The organism is Myxococcales bacterium (assembly GCA_022563535.1).
Classification (GTDB): Bacteria; Myxococcota_A; UBA9160; order UBA9160; family UBA4427; genus DUBZ01.
Window position 1 is genome coordinate 25,935 of record JADFNE010000028.1, and the last position, 16,485, is coordinate 42,419.

Genomic DNA, 16,485 nt, shown 5'->3' on the forward strand with positions numbered 1-16,485 from the left:
TGCTCCTCACTTCCGCGCGCTCATGTGATCCCGGTTGCTAAAGATCCGTCCCCGTCGCCGCACTCGCAATTTTCCACAAGCGCAGAGAGAAGTTGGTATCGAAGTCGAGGGGGTTTTCTCGCAGCTTCATCGAGCGGTAGTAGCCACCGCTCGCATCTTTCAGGCTGGGATCGGTCGCGAGCATCATGGCAGTGCGGGCAGCGCGGTCGGCGCTCGGAAACAGGTACTTGATCATGGGCTTGGCGATTGAATAGAGGAGGCCCGGGTTGTTGGCTCCGATGTTCGAAGCGACCGGTCCCGGGTCCACGGCGTTTACGGTGACGCCCTGTCCCGCGGTGCGCAGCGCGAGTTCTCGGGTGAAGTAAACCACCGCGAGTTTCGAGCGCGAATAGGCGTTGGCCACCGAATAGGGTTCGAGGGCCAGATTGTCGAGGTCGAGGTTGCCGATCTTGTAGGTGTCGGAGGAGAGATTGATCACCCGGGCGGGTGCGCTTTCGACCAATCGCGGCCAAAGGCGCATGGTCAATTGGAACATTGCGAAGAAGTTCACCGCCAGCACGAGTTCATGGCCGTCTACGCTCTCCTGACGCTCGAGACTCACCATGCCAGCGTTGTTGACCAGAATGTCGAGAGGGCGCCCGCTTGCGAGGTACTGCGCGGCCGCTGCATCGATCGATTCTCGAGAGGCGAGATCACAGAGTAAGACCTGGGGAAGCTTGCCGCCACTGTGCGCGGCAATCTCTTGTTGCACGGCGGCGCACTTTTCGGGGTTGCGACCGTGGACGACGACGTCCGCGCCGAGCTTTGCGAGTTGCCTGGCCATCGCGCGGCCGTGGCCGTCCGTGGCTCCTGTGACGAGACAGACTTTGCCTTCGAGTGAGTTCATGACTCGATCGGTACCCCGTAAAGGTCGCGATACGCCCTGAAGTGAGAGTCGAGGGCTTCGCGATCGAGCCCAAAGTCCGCCAGCTCATAGCCGTGCACGCCGTGTTTTGTCTGGGTGTTGACGCGCAGCCATTGTTTCATTGCGCCTTCGGTCGTCGGTTCGAGTTCCATGCCGATGAAGTCGTAGACGCGCCGCACCTGCTTGAGCGGGTCGCTGACCAGATCCTGATAGAGAACGTCGAGAAATGCGCCCGGGTCGATGCGTCGCCGAGCTTGCATCGATCGCTCAACGGCGCGAATGGCCTTGGCGCTGAATTGCTCGCCAATTTCCACGGGATCGACCCGGTCGGCGAACATGGCCCGCGAATGACCCATCATGCTGCAAAAGCTTGCCACAGTCCGCGTTGGGTCTCGGTGGGTGATGATGACCTTTGCGTCTGGGAACACGGTCAACAGCTCGTCGAGGTACTCGAGGTGGTGGGGGGTCTTGCCCAGCCAGCGACCTGGACGTTGCCACAACAAGAATTGGATGAGTCGGCGCATGTATCGGTAGGCGGGGAGCTGATCCACTTGACAAAACCAAGCCTGGTAACTCGGCACCCGAGCGATGGCGTCGACCGCTGGACTCACAAAGCTCAGGTCGAGCAGGTGAATGTCTTCTTCGGGTTCTTCGGCCTCGATGGGATGAATGGCAAAGAGTTCCGGGGAGAGATAGCGAAGCGCCCGCTCTGCAATCTTTGCCAGTCGGATGCGAGGATCCGGTCCGCCCGGATTGGCGGAGTCTGGAAAGGGGGCGGGGTTGAGTCCTTCCCAGGCTGGCATTGCACGCAGGCGCGGTTCACAGGTCAGTAGACGCTGCAGCATCGTCGTGCCCGTGCGTTGGAGACCCACAACGAAGACAGGATTCTCCACTGGTGTTGCGCCGATTTCCGGATGACGGGCACTCAGGTCTTCGAGCCGCAAGCGGTTTACCAATGCGCGAATCAGGCTTTCGCGCATCGTGGCCCGGCCCAGTGGATGGAGCGCTCCCTCGTGTTCGAGCGAGTGCAACATGAGCCGCATGGGTTCGCGAAACGATTCGTCGACGAAGTCGTGCAGTCCTGCAGACTTACGAGCCGCGCGGATGAGATTCTCCTGGTTGAGGGAGACCCGTCCGATCCCGATGCGCGACAATCCTCGCCAGCCGGCGAGAAGGGCCCGCGCTGGCAGCGGAAAGGGTTTGGTTTCGAAGCTCACGACAACTCCGACAGCTTGACGACCCGGCACTTCGGCTGGGGATGTTCAGCAGCCCGAATCCAGCGAAAGCACATCGTGCCCTGGGCGTGTCCCGCGGTCTCGATCCAATTCGGAACTCCCGGATCGCGATGGGCGACAACGATGCGTACAGACCCGTCTTCTTCGTATACCGCCGTGTGTTTGTTGACATGGATCTTGTGAAAACGGTAGTCGAGAGATTCCATCCAGTGATTGTTGAGTTGGAAGTTCCACGCATCGCACTCGGGTGGCGTGGCTTCGATCACCAATGCTTCCTCCGGGCCGAGGTTCCAATAGGAGTGGTAGTAGCAGATGTTGGGGTCGCCCCCGGCTCCCATGGAAACCGAATCGTCGAACTTGGGCAGTTCGTTGGTGTGATCTTGAAAGCCGCGAGCCCAACTCGAAAACAAGGCAGCGCACGAAACTACGAGCCCCGATGCCCGAGCGAGTCCGGCGTCGAGAGCTTCGGGGGTGAGCTGGGTGGGCTTTCCGTCTCCGCCGATGCGCTCGATGGTCAGGTCGGCGGGGATTTCCGTGTCTCGATCGGCGAAGGTCTGCCGCACCAGTAGCGCAGTGGTGTCCGGAGTCATGCGCAGCCAGTTGCCCGGCTTTTCGTCGCAGCTGATCTGAATGGTGAAGCACCCCTCGTCGTCCATGACGAGACCGGAGCTGTCGAGGTGTCCGCCCTGTTGGGAATCACCGCTGCTCGCAATTCCGTCGCTCTGGGTGGCGAAGTCGAGATACTGGATCGTGTTTCGCTTGCCCTTGATCAGGTAGTCGTGCGCTCCGGATAGGGTTGCGTGCTGGTAGTAGTTGTCAGGGTTGTCCGCCCCGATCTTTGCCGTTTCGTGGATCGGTCGATTGAGTACCGGTGCCAGTGGGTCAGAATATTCGAGGAAGGTCTCGAGCGCGGCACGGGTAAGCCGACTCAAATAGCGAAAGCCCTCGGCGCGGTCGAGGGCGGCCTCGGGCTGGCCCTCGGCGAGGATCGTCTTTCCCGCGCTCTTGAGGGTGTCGCAAAAGTCGTCCCAGGTTTCGCCACTCATCAGACGATCGTGTGGGGTATTGCTCTTCGGGTCGGTCATGTACTTCTCCGGGTGCGGGGCGGACGCTCGCGAGGTTCAACCTTCGGCGCGTTTCTTCAGTGCGAGGGCACAGTCTTCGAAACCTCGCTGCATCGCGGGGCCAAAAAAACGAATCACTAGAGGTGTCAACAAGCCACTGATCGCGTCGGTGCAAATGTAACGCGTGCGCCCACCCGCAAGGGGTTCGAGGGTTTGGCAACGATCCGCGCGGATCAAGAAACGCCACGGGATATTCGCGCCCCAGCAAAGTCGAACAGGGCGTTGGTTGGCGGTTACGTATTCCACCTGACGCTTCAGCCGGGAGCCGGTGCCGAGACGGACCTGCATTCGCACCGGGGTTCCCACCTCGAGGGTCGATTCGATATGCGGCGTGAAGGGATTCCACTCGGAATACTTCGCCAGGTCCGTGAGAATATCGAACACGACCTCGGGCGACGCGTCGATCTCGATTTCGGCTTTGACGATCTGAGGAGTCGGCATATTCTCAAACGCTACAACGCCGCGCGGCGTCCCACCTCGCCCAGCGAGCAATTTTCTTGGGTCGCGGCGAATTTCGTCAGATCTTCGTGCGGCCCGCTAGTGGGGTTTCTGGGCCTTTCCGGTCATCGGGACGAAGCGCACGGGAAAAATCGACTCGCGCTCGATTCCGCTGGGTGTCTTGGTGTAGACGACGAGTTCCTGATCCCAGGTACCGACCGGAACGATCAGTCTTCCCCCCACAGCGAGTTGTTCGAGCAAAGGCTCGGGTACCGAGGGGGGCGCTGCCGTCACCAGGATCGCATCGAATGGCGCGGCTTTTGGCCAACCCTGGTAGCCGTCGCCTTGGCGCAGGTGAACTTCGCCGAACCCGAGTCGCGGCAGCCTCTTGAGGGCGAGTTGGGCCAGCGCCTCGATGATCTCGATGCTGTAGACCTCACCCGCGACGAACTGGAGGATGGCGGCCTGATAACCCGAGCCCGTACCGATCTCGAGCACCCGCGAGTTTTTGTCGAGTCGGCCGAGTTCAGTCATGATGGCGACGATGTATGGCTGGCTGATGGTCTGGCCTTCTTCGATCGGGAGAGGCCTGTCCGAGTATGCAATCTCGCGCAGTTGCTCGCTCACAAACTCGTGGCGCGGAACCTGGCCCATGGCGGCCAACACGTTTTGGTCGACAATGCCTCGCGCGATGAGCTGATCCTTGACCATGCGGCGTCGGGCCTCGCGATGGCGGTTCTCTGAGCGTTCACTTGCGATTCCAGGATTCGATTCGCGTGCGGGAGTTTTCAACGGCGCATCGGAAAACGCTGGGCCCGGGTAGAGTAGCAGCCAAGCCATTGACGTGACTGCCACGGCTGAGAGAATCACGCGCTCCCTCCTCTGCCACCCGCTGGCGGTTTCGCGCGGGCAGTGTTGAACAACCGAACAAAGCGCCCAGATTCAGGGTTCCAGCAACGCCCGAATGGCGCTCGCGAAGGACTTGAAACCGAAGGGCTTGGCGAGCATGCCAGAGTAATGGAGCCCTTTGCAGCGCTTCTTTACTTCGGCTTCGGTGTGTCCGCTACACAATAGGACCGGAACTTCTGCGTCGATTCTTCGGATCTTCGCGAGAGTTTCCGCTCCATCCATGCCTGGCATTGTCAGGTCCAACACGATCAGATTCAGGCTGCCGGGCGGAAGTTGCTTGATGATCTCGAGGGCTTCGTTGCCGCCTTCCGCCGTCAGTGGCTGCAGGCCGCATCCAGTCAGGATTCGATGTGTTGCTCTGCGCAGGCCCGGATCGTCGTCTACCACGAGTACGGTACCACTGCCTCGCCATTCGTCGATCGCATCGAATTCATCTGGAGGCTTGGGTCTTGCTTGCGCCTCGAGGACCGGGATCAGGATCCGGATCTGCGTCCCGACTTCGAGCTTGCTCTCGACCTCGATGGCTCCACGATGACCGCGTACGATGCCAAGGACCGCTGCAAGTCCCAAACCTCGACCGGTGAACTTGGTGCTGTAAAACGGATCGAATAGGTTGGAAATGACTTCTTCGTTCATTCCGCTGCCGGTGTCGCTGACTTGTAAGAATGCGTATTGCCCGGGCAGGAGCTCGTCGTCGATGTAACTCCCAGCGAGGGTCTCGGTATCTGCATAGACCACTCCGGAACTGATCGTGATCGAGCCCTCGCCCTCCGGCATGGCCTCCCAGGCGTTTGTGATCAAACTCATGATGACCTGGCGCAATTGGCCGGGATTACCCTGAACTGGGGCCATCGATGCTTCAGGATCGAAGCGCAGACTGACCGAAGCTGGGAGTGTATTGTCGAGTACGTCCGACAACTCCTTTGCGAGACTCGAAAGGTCAACCAACTCGAGCTCGGTGTCGGCCTGGCCCGAGTAGTCGAGCATCTGACGGCAGAGTACTGCCGCATTCTGTGCGGCGATCTCAATTTGACGGAGCTCTTCATCGACCGCCCCACCGTTATTCAAATCAAACCTGACGATGTCGACGTTGGCCATGATGCTGACCAACAAATTATTGAAATCGTGTGCGACGCCGCGCGCCAACATTCCGAGGCTTTCGAGCTTTTCGGATTGCATCATGCGCTGTTCGAGCGCTCGCCGCTCTGCTTCGACCGTCTTCTGCTCGGTAATGTCCACAGAAAAGGAGTAGAAGCCAGATACGGATCCATCGGAATCAAAGCGAGGTACATAAACCGAATCAAAGTAGAGAGGGTGGCCGCCAGCTTCCGGGTTCGGAAACTCGACTTCGAAACGGACTCGTTCGCCTCGCAGTGCCCGGCGAATGTAGGGTTCAACGATTGCGAAGGCTGACTCTCCAATCGTGTCGAGAATGCTGGCTCCGACGAAGCTATGCGCAGGACGCCCGTGTTGATCTTGCTGGGCACGGTTTGCGTATTCGAAGCGAGCTTCCGCGTCGACCACGCAGATCAGCGTGGGCACCGAGTCGAGGAGGGCCCGCATATCAGATTCGAATATTGGAAGATCTGACGACTCGGGCGAACGCTTTTCGGGGCTCGTTTCAACTGGCCGTCGCAGACCCGAAACGAAACCAAAAGATGAACCAAGAGATGAACCGGTAATTGAAATCGCGGCCCAGGCTGCGCCGGCCGCGAACGCCCACAGCCACGCTCCACGGGAGAGCGCCACGCCCAAACCCAGCGCGAGCAATCCCGCGATTCCGTTTGCCGCGAAACCTGTCCATTTACCGTGCATCGTCCCGCAGCTCCCGTGTAGCAAGTCGTCGGACGACAAGAATAGACTGCGTTTCGGCTTTCGAGAAGAGGCAGGCGAAGGCATGGTAGACTAGGCCCCGAGAAAACATGGTGCGTTGAACCCAACACGAGTCCCGGGAATGCGGTCGAGCGGAATCAAATTGTGGCTATCGGTTGCGGCCGCAATCGCCTTTGCCATCACAACCGTATCCTTCTGGGGGACGGCGACAGGGTTCGGCGATGATGGACCCGAACTCGGAAATGCAGCGTCGCCATCCAATTCGAGATCTGCGGAGGGTTCGCCGCGCCCACCCAACATCTTGATGATCATCGCAGACGATCTGGGCGTCGATCAAGTTGGGGTCTACGGCGAAGGCACTCAACCCCCTCGAACCCCCACGATCGATGCTCTCGCGGCGCGAGGCGTCATGTTTCGAAACGTCTGGTCGAATCCCGTTTGTTCTTCGACTCGCGCCACCATCTTGACCGGCCGCTATAGCTTTCGCACTGGAGTGGGCTTCGTGGCCCGAACGGGTGCGGACCTGAAAGATCGGGAGCACACGCTCCCCGAAGTTCTGGTACGTCATCCCAACGCCCACTACGGAACTGCGGCCTTCGGCAAATGGCATTTGAACGCTGGTGCAACCAGCAGTAATGACCGCAGGTATTTGGCGGCTCCGATTCGGGCGGGCTTTTCGTATTTCCGAGGAGTGTTCGAGAACATTCGATACAGCTATTCGCACTGGAGCGAAATAAAAATCGTTTCAGTCGCCAACGATTCCACGAGAATCGAGGGGCCGATGATCAACTCGAAATACAATACGAGCGAGATCGTCAGTCACGCAGGGCAGTGGATTCGCGACTTCGAAACGCAGCGTCCCGACGATCCGTGGTTCGTATGGCTCGCGTTCAATGCCGCTCACAGTCCCTTCCACAAGCCTCCGGCCGAACTTCACCGGGGTGATTTATCGGACGCAAAGCTCACCTGTAGTAATTTTCCTCTGTATGAACATCCCGAGAACCTCATTCCGTGTTACCACGCGATGATTGAAGCGATGGACAGCGAAATTGGTCGGCTGCTGAACCGGGAGATGTCTGCAGAATCCCTGGGTCGAACGACGGTGATTTTTGTCGGAGACAATGGGACGATCAAGGAAGCTGCGTCCGACAGTTTCCTTGCAAGTCGTGCCAAGGGCACGCCTTATGAAGGCGGAATCAATGTTCCTCTCGTGATCGCGGGTGCGCGGGTCGAGAATACGGCTCCGACAGGCGGAAGGGAAAGCCAGGTGTTGGTCAACACGACCGACCTGTTTGCAACCGTTCTCGAATTGGCGGGGCTCGATGTCGACGCCAGCGTGCCGAGTAGATATCCATCATCCATGCCCGAAATATCGAGATCGCAAGAGAGCGCGATTTTGGATGTTGAATCCGAGGTCGTGTTGGACTCGCACAGTCTGCTGCCGGTTCTCCAATCGTCAGATCCCGACGTTTCAACGTTTGCGAGGCGCTTCGTATATACAGAGCTCTTCTTCAGGACAGAGGAACCAGAGGACCAGTTTCCCGTCGCAAACGCCATTCGGGATGTTCGAGGCTTCAAGCTCATTCGCTTCCAAAAAGAGAATCCCCGCGAGTGGAACGATGAGCTGTACGATCTCGCAAACGACCCCCTCGAACGGAACAACTTGATCGGGCCGGAAATGGGTGAAGAAGCTCGACGCGCCCAATTCGCGCTGCAAGAGCAACTCGATGGGATCGTGGCATCCGGCTGGAGACCCCACGGCGAGTGACGGTCCGTTAGTTCGAGCAGTGCCCACAGAAAAACCGAGCTAGGAGCCTTCTGCCGCGCAGACTCCTAGATGTCGGATTCGACGGGTTCCGCACAGGTCATCAGTGGCCGTTGATCGCGCTGGTGATCGATCCAGTCTTCCGCGGCCTGGAACCAGAAAGTGCAATCTTCCGGCAGCTTCATCCCCGGCGGCTCTTCGTAAAGCGCCGCGCTCATGGTCTCGAGGACGTCGGGTCGAAGCGGCGGCTGGTCGGAGGTTCGCAGCAGAAAACGCAGCCAACTCCCCCGGCGCAGCTGTTCGATCCGTTTCTCTCCGAACAGGTCCTTTGCCAGCGAACGCAGGACAACCGAAATGCCAACGGCGCAACGAACGGGGTCTCTGTGTACGTCGTATCGCGCACGAACGAGCGTGAGTTCTTCGAGAGCGACGTCGCGGAGCGCGCGGTTGAGCGTAGCCGCAGAGAGATCGAGAGTGGGTAGGGAAAGCATATCCCCGACCAGGTATAACTCCGAAGCGGCGTCCATATTCGCGAGGTCTCGACCGGCAATCTCGTACTTGGTGGCTGAGTTCGTGACTGACATGATGAACTCCAACTCTTGGCGACTTTCGACGTCCCAGCAGTTATTTCGGAGCTTCGACCCCAAAGCCCTTGTCCGGCAGGGGCGACTCGGGTGGCAAATTTCACCGACGCAATTCTCAATAGAAATCGGCTGCATCAGATCGCCGCCTACTGATAGCGTTCTGCGGACATTGTGGTAGTCGCACGAAGAATTATCTTCAAGAAATTCGCTCAATCAAGATGTTTATCGCACACCCAGGAGGGTTCTCATACGCGATTTCGTTGACACACTGTTCGAGCGAAGAACTCGCGACGGCTAATACACTGTTTGATGTACGATGATGTCCACAATGGCTCCGTGGGAACCAGTCAACCCTTGGTTCGCTATCCGAATTGGAGGTGTAGCAATGAGAATTCGACAGATCGCACTCGTCGCAAAAGATCTCGAACCCACGGTACACACGCTCTGCTCAGTTCTGGGTCTGGAGGTCGCCTTCCGAGATCCGGGGGTCTCGGTCTTTGGGCTTTCCAATGTGGTCATTCCCGTTGGCGATACGTTCCTCGAAGTGGTGTCACCCGTGGAGGAGGATACGGCCGCGGGGCGATTGCTCGACCGGCGTCTCGGCGACGGTGGCTACATGGTGATCCTTCAGACCGAAGATCTGGATGTTCATCGCAAGCAACTCGCTGAGATCGGAGTGCGCATTACCTTCGAGCACGCACTCGAAGACATTGCGACGATTCACCTGCACCCCAAGGACGTCGGTGGGGCGATCCTGTCCCTCGATGTTGCGAAGCCCCCGAGCTCATGGCATTGGGCCGGTCCGGATTGGGAATCGCATCGGTTGACCCATACGACTTGCTGGATCGACGGCGTCCAAATACAAACGAGCGCTATGCGCGAGACGGCCGAGCGCTGGTCTCGCATCACCGGACATCCGATCATTGATGCGATTGACGGCGGTATCGAGATCCCACTCGAAGCGGGGTGCCTGCGTTTCACTCGAGCACGCGATGGCCGAGGAGATGGTGTGTGTGCGGTAGATCTGATCGTCCACGATGTGGACGAAGTCATCGGTCGAGCCAGGCGCCACGGACTCGAAACCCATGCCAACGAGTTTACGGCTTGCGGTACGCGCATGGTGCTGCGCGAAGCCTAGCGTGCTCTACGGCCGCGCCGGTTCAACTCGCGATGATATCGAGATCGTCGGAAATGGGAACCAATTCGGCATCGCCGCCAGGGTCTGAGCGATCGACGGTTTCACGCTCGCGTCTGCGGAAGAACTGCAGCCAGTCATCCAGAATGACATAGCCACACGGCACCAGGAACAACGTCATGATCGACGCGTAGAGCACGCCATATCCCAACGAGATCGCCATGGGGATCAATGGCCGCGCGGGAGCCGCCTCTTCGAACATCAAGGGCAGAAGACCCAGATAGGTGGTGACAGAGGTCAGCGCGATGGGCCGGAAGCGCTGAATGCTCGCCGTGGTAACGGATTCGAGGAAGCCCATTCCTTGGTCGCGTCGTCGGTTGATCGTATGCACCAGGACCAGGGACGCATTCACGACGACTCCGGACAGAGCCACGATCCCGAGAATCGAAAAGAACACGATGTCCCAACCCATCAGGAAGTGTCCCAAGATGGCGCCGACCGCTCCAAAGGGAATTACACTCATGATGATGAAGGGCTGGACATAGGACTTGAGCGGGACTGCAAGCAAACCGTAGATGATCAACAGCGCGAGCAGAGCGCCCCGCATCAGGCCGAGCATTGCCTCGTGGTGATGCTCTTGTTCACCGCCCAACCGGTAGGTCACGCCTGGAAACTCGGCGAGCAGCTCGGGAAGCTTCTCTTGGACGCTTGCCAAAATCATCTCGGGCGTTGCGATGGCTCGGTCGACATCGGCGGTCACGGTGACGACGCGCTGTCGATCCGTGCGCTGGATTGTCGCAAATCCCCGGGTCAATTTGACGTCCGCTACGGCGGCGAACGGTACTTCAACGCCTTCTGATGTTCGGATGCGCATGTCGTCGAGTGAACTGAGGGAAAGGCGCTCTGCTTTCGGATACCGCACCATGACGCGGACTTCGTCTCGGCCTCGTTGAATGCGCTGAACTTCTTCTCCATGAAACGATTGGCGAACCTGGCGTGCGAGATCCTGCTGGGTGATGCCAAGCAACCGAGCTTCGTCGCGCAGGGCGAGCTGGACTTCCTGCTTGCCCGCGCGAAACGAGTCGGCGATGTCCGATATGCCGACATAGGTGGCGAGTTCGGCCCGGAGCTTCGCGGCCGCCCGCGCCAACGTTTCAATCTCGCCACCCCGGAGTTCGATGTGGATCGGTATTCCCACCGAAAATGACATCACGTTGAACGACAACTCGACTGCGTCTGGCACCGGACCACTGAGCTCCCGCCAGCGCTTGGCCACGTCCACCGACTCGATTTCTCGCTCCATCGCCGAGATCAGTTCCAAGCCCACCTCGGCGATGTGGCTGCTTCCCGCATTGGCATCGGGCGGTTGTGGCCCCTCACGTGCCAACCGGTCGCCGATTGAAACCAAAACGTGGGTAATCACTGAGGAGCCTGGAGTCGACTCGTCGAGTTCGAGCTTCAAGCGGGCAGCCGCGTCCTGGAGCTGGGCGACGGCGGCTTCAGTGCGCTCGAGGGGAATGCCCTGGGGCATCGTCAAGGTGGCGTAGATCATGTCGCCATCCATCGGTGGAAAGAACTGATACCGCATACGCCCGCTCGAGAAGAGCGCAACGGTCAGGATCAGAATACCTACGGCGCCCGCGCAACTCGCGTAGCGCCAGTCGATAGCCCGGTCGAGCAAGTTCCCATAGCCATTGCGAGCGAACCGCTCCAAACCATTTGCCATGCCCTGCTGAAACTTTTGCCAGCGCGCTACCAACGGGTTGGGCTGGCCGTGTTTCGACGATGTGCGTCGGTGGGCGAGATGGGAGGGCAGGATCAGCTGCGATTCGATCAATGAAAAAACCAGGCAGATGATTGCCGCGTACCCGATCACTCCGAAGAACTGGCCCATGCTTCCCGGCACGAGAATCAGGGGCAGGAACGCCGCCACCGTCGTCATGACGCCGAAGGTCACGGGAACGAAGACTTCCAGGGTTCCGTCGATCGCCGCATCTTCCTGGGACTTGCCCATTTGTTCGTGGGAGTGGACGCTTTCGCCGATCACGATCGCGTCGTCGACGAGAATGCCCAGCACCAGGATGAACGCCATCACTGTGAGGGTCGAAATCGAGATGTCATTCGCGGGGAACAGCATTACCGCGCCGAGCAACGAGATGGGGACACCGGCCGCCACCCACATGGCGAGCCGAAAGCGCAGGAACAGCGTGAGAACCAGGAGTACCAGGAGAATGCCGCTGCGGGCATTGCGGGTGAGCGCCTCGAGACGGATTACTAGGTCAGCTGCTTCGTTGTTGAAGATCAGCACTTCGACGCCTTCGGGTACCGACGCCAAGAACGAGTCCACCCAACCTTCGACGTCCCCGGCCGCTCTGAGAATGTCCTCATCTCCGATCAAACTCACCTCTACAATGAGAGCCGGTCGACCGTTGAACTGGGCCCGCAAATCGGAGTCTTCGAAGCCGTCAACGATCGTGGCAATCTCGCCGAGGCGAACCAGGGTGCCGTCGTTGCGGGTCAAGACGATGATTTCTTCGAACTCAGCCCCTGCGTACGCCTGTCCGATGGTGCGCAGCAGAATCTCGCCACCTCGGGTCTTGACCGACCCACCCGGCAGATCGAGCGATGATCCCCGTACCGCGTGGGCAACCTGATCGATCGTGAGGCCGTGTCGCCGCAGGGTGTCTTCCGAAATCTCGATCGAAATTTCGTAGCTTCGGTCGTACTTGAGTTCGGCCTGGGACACGTTCGGGAGGTCGGCAATTTCGTCCCGCGCGCGTTGGCCCAACAGCTTCAGGTCGCGTTCGTCCACATTGCCGGAGATCGCCACCTGAAGCACTTTTCGCTTCATGACGAGCTTTGAGATCACCGGTTTTTTGGCATTCGCTGGAAACGTATCGATGGCGTTGACCTTGCTTTTGATTTCGCTGACGGTGGCATCGATATCTGCACCCACCACCAACTCCAGCGTAACCACACACGCGTCCTCGACGGCCCGGGTATTGATACGCAAGATGCCTGGCGTGCCGTCGATCTCCTCTTCGATGCGGAGACAAATGGACTCTTCGATTTCGGCCGGCGATGCGCCCAGATATTCGACGGTGATCTGGGCGGCGTCGGTATCGATTGCTGGGAACTCTTCCTGACGAATGGTCGGCAGGGTGAGGAGCCCTCCGGTGACCATCAGGAACATCAGTAGATTGGCCGCGACCGGATTGTGGACGAACCACGCGATCATGCGACTCACGAGCGTGTCTCCCGGTCCGGTGCTTCATCGTCGGCTATCGGTATCACCCGCATGCCGTCCACTACGACCTGAAGCGGCGAGACACAGAGGCGCTCACCTGGTTCCAGCGCTCCCACGATCAGCACGTCATCGCCGTCAATTCGCAGGATCTCGACTTTGCGCTCGCGCAGTCGATCTTCGCGGTCAATCACGAGGATGTGGTCCTGATCGCGCATCGCGTAGCGAGGAACGATGATGATGTTTTCCACAACAGGGCCCTCGATCTCGGCTTGCACGAACAAACCAACCGTGAGGGGCGGCTTGTCTTCGTTTCCCGGTTCGACCGCATAGGGATCTGCGACCCGCGCGATTACGTGCACCATGCGGCTCTTCGGATCAATTTCGCCCTCGGTGCGGACCACGGTCCCGCGCCAGGTGTGTTCCTTGCCTGCGAACCGCGCGCGCAGATGCACGGTGGGGAACTCGACGTCTGCGGCCATGGGATGGCGCGGAAGATCGAGGTACGCGAGCTGGTAATCCGCGATCGGCAAGCGAATCTCCGCGTAGTCGGTTGCGTATAGAGTTGCCACCGATGCGCCCGGGCTCACGACTTGCCCGACATCGACTCGCTCTTCGCGCACCCGCCCGTCATACGGCGCTCGAATTTCGGTTCGTTCGAGATCCCACTCGGCTTGCTCGAGTGCGAGCTTGGCGTCGGTAAGGTTGGCTCGTGCCACCTGATCATTGCGCCGCGCCTCACTGAGCTGCACCGCACTGGCGACGCTTCGGGCCGACAGGCTCTGCTGGCGCTCGAGTTCGTCCGCTGCAAACTCGACTTCGCTCGCGGCACGCGCCACGGCCACCCTCGCTCGCGCCACAGTCATGTTGTAGCCACGCTGTTGAATGCGAAGCAGCGCTTCACCTTCTTTGAAGAATCCACCCGACACCAGTACCGGTGATACCCACACGACTCGCCCCGAAACCTCCGGCACCAACGTGCTCTCGGTGCGCGGAGCGACGGTTCCCTGGGTGCGCACGAGCATCTGCACGCTCTGGGGTTGTGGATCGCGGACCCTTACCGCGGTCACCGCGTGCTCGGGGACGATGTTCTCGACCGAAGGCGCAGTGGCGACCAGGAGAAAGGCTCCCAGGCTGGACAAAATCAGGACGAGCGCAGGTACCAGCAGTTTCTTCTTCACGACGACATCCTTTCCAGGGACAGGCGCTCTCGTTCATTCGTCATGGCCGCAATGGCGTGGATTCGAAGTTCGAGGGTTAGTTCAATTACCGCGTCTGACGCGGCTGCTCCGTCTTTCGCATCGATCGCCTCTGCGAGCTTGTCGAACAAGGCTTGATTCGGAGAAATCGGAGGTAGGAGGTGCGGGTGGCGCCTGTCGAGCTCTTCAATGAAGCCGGTCTTGACGCCTCTCCGCACCAACGTCAACACGAGATTGTCGCTGGCCTCTACGAAGAGATCGACGAGTTGATGCATGAGTTCGATGTGATCGGGGTTGGAAAGCTTCTGCTTGGCTCTGGCGAGAAGCTTGTGGATATCGACTCGCTGCTGTTCGGTGGCGCGTTCGGCGCACAATCGAGCGGCCGTGCTGAACAGCCCGCTCATCACCTCAAACACCTGGTCGACAATTTTGGGATCGGGGGGATCTTCGAGATTGATCAGGTGTTCGACGACGTCGAGGCTGGCCTCCTCGATCGGCGCAACCCGTGCTCCGCCGGGATGAATTTTGGCGACCCCGAGTTGCTCCAGGCGTTTCAACGCCTCGCGCACCGCTCCTCGGTGCACTCCAAAGCGTTCGGCCAGATCTCGCTCGGAGGGCAGGCGTTCTCCGCAGCGATACTGGCCGCGCAGAATTTCGTCGCGCAACTCCGCAGCGATTGCCGCGCTTCGAGAAATCGATTGCATCTGTAAATTGCTCCGGCGGGCGCGCTGGAGTGCCTGTCTCGGCCTTGGCTTCAGCCTGGTCTGGTCATGCCAGGGCGCTCGATTGGTCGGTCCATATTGGTCTGACCAAATTTTGATCGGGCAATGATAGCCAGCGCCGAATCCACGTCTAGACCGAGAAGCACAAATTTACGCGTCGGAGAGGATTGAAGTGTATCCCCGCGGGGTGACGTCGATCGGATTCGGAAACTCCTGCCCAGCGGGCGGGCTATGCGAACAGGCACCCAAATCTCACTGCGACCTGGCGCGCTGGTTTTCAGTATTCCGGAACGTAGATCTCGCATGCGAGCTTGTCCCCGCCAGCGATCACCAGCAGGCGACCGAGAGCGAGGTATTGGCCGATCATCATGCCCAGTTCCGCGATCTCAGCATCTGCAAAGCACTTGCGAAGTTCCGCTTTGAAGGCCGAATCCACGGTCCGAAAGTCTGTTGCGAGCTTCTCTGCGAAGCGCACAGCCAGGGCCTCCCGGGGATCGAGTTTGCGCTCTGCTTCGGGCAAGTGAATCTGTGCAATGGTCTCTTCGTCGAGTCCCTGACGCGTCGCCGACGCGTACCGAGCGAACAGTCAGGTGTCGCATCCATTGAGGGCGGCAATCTTGAGGCGTGCGAGCTCCTTGATGCGACAGGGAACGACTCCCTCCAGATGTCCTGGGCGGAAGAACTCGAAAAACCGGGCGAAGTGCTCGGGGATGAGCTCCATGAGGTTCAGGCTTTCATCGGCGGGATTCGAGTTCGCGATGGGTTGCATGCTGTCCATGTTGACTCCTTGCAGCACTGGGGTTCGGCCCGAAAGTGTATCAACCCGCAAATCGGGTTGCCCGCGCCGGAGATTCTCAACCCAGCCCGATCGATATTTGTATATATAGAAGCAAGAGTTGCACTCGGGTCTGCGCAGGCCTCCCCAAGCGGCTCATGGCAAGACCCAGAGCGACTCCGACTGTCTCAGGGAGCCAGGGCCAACGCCCTGTCGCGAGGCACATCCGTGCGGATGGCGACCTGGTGGGCCGCAAACAACTTCCGGTCGTTGATGCGCCGCAACTGGTCCATCATTCGTAAAGTCCGATCTTGGAGGATCAGGTCTACATCGCGTCTGGTGTTTTCCGCGAGTTTCTTCAGGGTCGCTTGCAGCAATGACGTGTCCAGCTGATGACCGAGTGTTTCAATTGAACTGGGGGCAGAATTGACAGCACCCGCTGCAACGTCGACAGAGTGCGGAACGGTCTTCGGCAGTTCGTCTGCCGTGCTGGGGATTGCGACGACGAGACAAAGCGAACAGAGCAGCCCGCGCAGTGGGCGCAAATTTCGGGAACGCATTGCAGTGGTCGGGTGGGGGCGCGGCAGCTGGAACATCGGTTGCTCTTCTCCTGGCGAA

15 protein-coding genes are annotated in these 16,485 nt (G+C 59.4%); 2 read left to right on the plus strand and 13 right to left on the minus strand.

Annotated features, from left to right (window positions below; genetic code table 11):
• Positions 1 to 37: 37 nt before the first annotated feature.
• The 6 genes from IH881_10675 to IH881_10700 form a co-directional block, all read right to left on the minus strand.
• Complete coding sequence (locus IH881_10675; protein MCH7868149.1) at positions 38 to 886, minus strand: SDR family NAD(P)-dependent oxidoreductase; 849 nt, start codon at positions 884 to 886, stop codon at positions 38 to 40.
• Entirely contained in the window at positions 883 to 2,121 is a 1,239-nt protein-coding gene (locus IH881_10680; protein ID MCH7868150.1) for a sulfotransferase, read from the minus strand. Before IH881_10680 ends, IH881_10675 begins: the two co-directional genes overlap by 4 nt.
• Positions 2,118 to 3,224: a DUF1214 domain-containing protein gene (locus IH881_10685; protein MCH7868151.1), complete on the minus strand. Its 1,107-nt coding sequence runs from the start codon at positions 3,222 to 3,224 to the stop codon at positions 2,118 to 2,120. Before IH881_10685 ends, IH881_10680 begins: the two co-directional genes overlap by 4 nt.
• A gap of 36 nt (positions 3,225 to 3,260) precedes the next feature.
• Positions 3,261 to 3,704 carry an SRPBCC domain-containing protein gene (locus IH881_10690; GenBank protein ID MCH7868152.1) on the minus strand — a complete coding sequence of 148 codons (444 nt, stop codon included), beginning with the start codon at positions 3,702 to 3,704 and terminating at the stop codon, positions 3,261 to 3,263.
• A 96-nt stretch (positions 3,705 to 3,800) separates the two neighbouring features.
• Positions 3,801 to 4,541 (minus strand): protein-L-isoaspartate(D-aspartate) O-methyltransferase, encoded by a 741-nt coding sequence (locus tag IH881_10695; GenBank protein MCH7868153.1) that lies wholly within the window; start codon positions 4,539 to 4,541, stop codon positions 3,801 to 3,803.
• Between the two features lie 102 nt (positions 4,542 to 4,643).
• Positions 4,644 to 6,173, minus strand: a complete 1,530-nt coding sequence (locus IH881_10700) for a response regulator (GenBank protein ID MCH7868154.1) — start codon at positions 6,171 to 6,173, stop codon at positions 4,644 to 4,646.
• Between the two features lie 391 nt (positions 6,174 to 6,564).
• Here IH881_10700 and IH881_10705 point away from each other — a divergent pair, with 391 nt between their 5' ends.
• The gene (locus tag IH881_10705) at positions 6,565 to 8,211 is read left to right on the plus strand and encodes a sulfatase-like hydrolase/transferase (GenBank protein ID MCH7868155.1); all 1,647 of its coding nucleotides are present in this window, start codon (positions 6,565 to 6,567) and stop codon (positions 8,209 to 8,211) included.
• Positions 8,212 to 8,276: 65 nt separating this feature from the next.
• Here the strand turns inward: IH881_10705 and IH881_10710 are convergent, their stop codons facing one another.
• A complete protein-coding gene (locus tag IH881_10710) occupies positions 8,277 to 8,792 on the minus strand; it encodes a DUF4381 family protein (protein ID MCH7868156.1) in 516 nt (171 codons plus the stop codon).
• 385 nt (positions 8,793 to 9,177) lie between these two features.
• Here IH881_10710 and IH881_10715 point away from each other — a divergent pair, with 385 nt between their 5' ends.
• Positions 9,178 to 9,930: a VOC family protein gene (locus IH881_10715; GenBank protein MCH7868157.1), complete on the plus strand. Its 753-nt coding sequence runs from the start codon at positions 9,178 to 9,180 to the stop codon at positions 9,928 to 9,930.
• A 22-nt stretch (positions 9,931 to 9,952) separates the two neighbouring features.
• Here the strand turns inward: IH881_10715 and IH881_10720 are convergent, their stop codons facing one another.
• The 6 genes from IH881_10720 to IH881_10745 all read right to left on the minus strand — a co-directional run bounded on the left by IH881_10720 (position 9,953) and on the right by IH881_10745 (position 16,463).
• Positions 9,953 to 13,174: an efflux RND transporter permease subunit gene (locus tag IH881_10720; GenBank protein MCH7868158.1), complete on the minus strand. Its 3,222-nt coding sequence runs from the start codon at positions 13,172 to 13,174 to the stop codon at positions 9,953 to 9,955.
• Positions 13,171 to 14,352, minus strand: coding sequence for an efflux RND transporter periplasmic adaptor subunit (locus IH881_10725; protein MCH7868159.1), 1,182 nt, complete (start codon positions 14,350 to 14,352; stop codon positions 13,171 to 13,173). Before IH881_10725 ends, IH881_10720 begins: the two co-directional genes overlap by 4 nt.
• Positions 14,349 to 15,074 (minus strand): FadR family transcriptional regulator, encoded by a 726-nt coding sequence (locus IH881_10730; GenBank protein MCH7868160.1) that lies wholly within the window; start codon positions 15,072 to 15,074, stop codon positions 14,349 to 14,351. The genes IH881_10725 and IH881_10730 overlap by 4 nt, the downstream gene beginning before the upstream one ends.
• Before the next feature lie 295 nt (positions 15,075 to 15,369).
• Entirely contained in the window at positions 15,370 to 15,612 is a 243-nt protein-coding gene (locus IH881_10735) for a hypothetical protein (GenBank protein MCH7868161.1), read from the minus strand.
• 66 nt (positions 15,613 to 15,678) lie between these two features.
• The gene (locus IH881_10740) at positions 15,679 to 15,870 is read right to left on the minus strand and encodes a hypothetical protein (protein MCH7868162.1); all 192 of its coding nucleotides are present in this window, start codon (positions 15,868 to 15,870) and stop codon (positions 15,679 to 15,681) included.
• A 185-nt stretch (positions 15,871 to 16,055) separates the two neighbouring features.
• Positions 16,056 to 16,463, minus strand: a complete 408-nt coding sequence (locus IH881_10745; GenBank protein MCH7868163.1) for a hypothetical protein — start codon at positions 16,461 to 16,463, stop codon at positions 16,056 to 16,058.
• Between the last annotated feature and the right edge of the window lie 22 nt (positions 16,464 to 16,485).

Coding starts and splice junctions, on each gene's coding strand:
- IH881_10740 (MCH7868162.1), bottom strand. CDS start 15,870: ATGGACAGCATGCAACCCATCGCGAACTCGAATCCCGCCGATGAAAGC.
- IH881_10690 (MCH7868152.1), bottom strand. CDS start 3,704: ATGCCGACTCCTCAGATCGTCAAAGCCGAAATCGAGATCGACGCGTCG.
- IH881_10695 (MCH7868153.1), bottom strand. CDS start 4,541: ATGGCTTGGCTGCTACTCTACCCGGGCCCAGCGTTTTCCGATGCGCCG.
- IH881_10705 (MCH7868155.1), top strand. CDS start 6,565: ATGCGGTCGAGCGGAATCAAATTGTGGCTATCGGTTGCGGCCGCAATC.
- IH881_10715 (MCH7868157.1), top strand. CDS start 9,178: ATGAGAATTCGACAGATCGCACTCGTCGCAAAAGATCTCGAACCCACG.
- IH881_10685 (MCH7868151.1), bottom strand. CDS start 3,224: ATGACCGACCCGAAGAGCAATACCCCACACGATCGTCTGATGAGTGGC.
- IH881_10710 (MCH7868156.1), bottom strand. CDS start 8,792: ATGTCAGTCACGAACTCAGCCACCAAGTACGAGATTGCCGGTCGAGAC.
- IH881_10700 (MCH7868154.1), bottom strand. CDS start 6,173: ATGCGGGCCCTCCTCGACTCGGTGCCCACGCTGATCTGCGTGGTCGAC.
- IH881_10675 (MCH7868149.1), bottom strand. CDS start 886: ATGAACTCACTCGAAGGCAAAGTCTGTCTCGTCACAGGAGCCACGGAC.
- IH881_10745 (MCH7868163.1), bottom strand. CDS start 16,463: ATGTTCCAGCTGCCGCGCCCCCACCCGACCACTGCAATGCGTTCCCGA.
- IH881_10730 (MCH7868160.1), bottom strand. CDS start 15,074: ATGCAATCGATTTCTCGAAGCGCGGCAATCGCTGCGGAGTTGCGCGAC.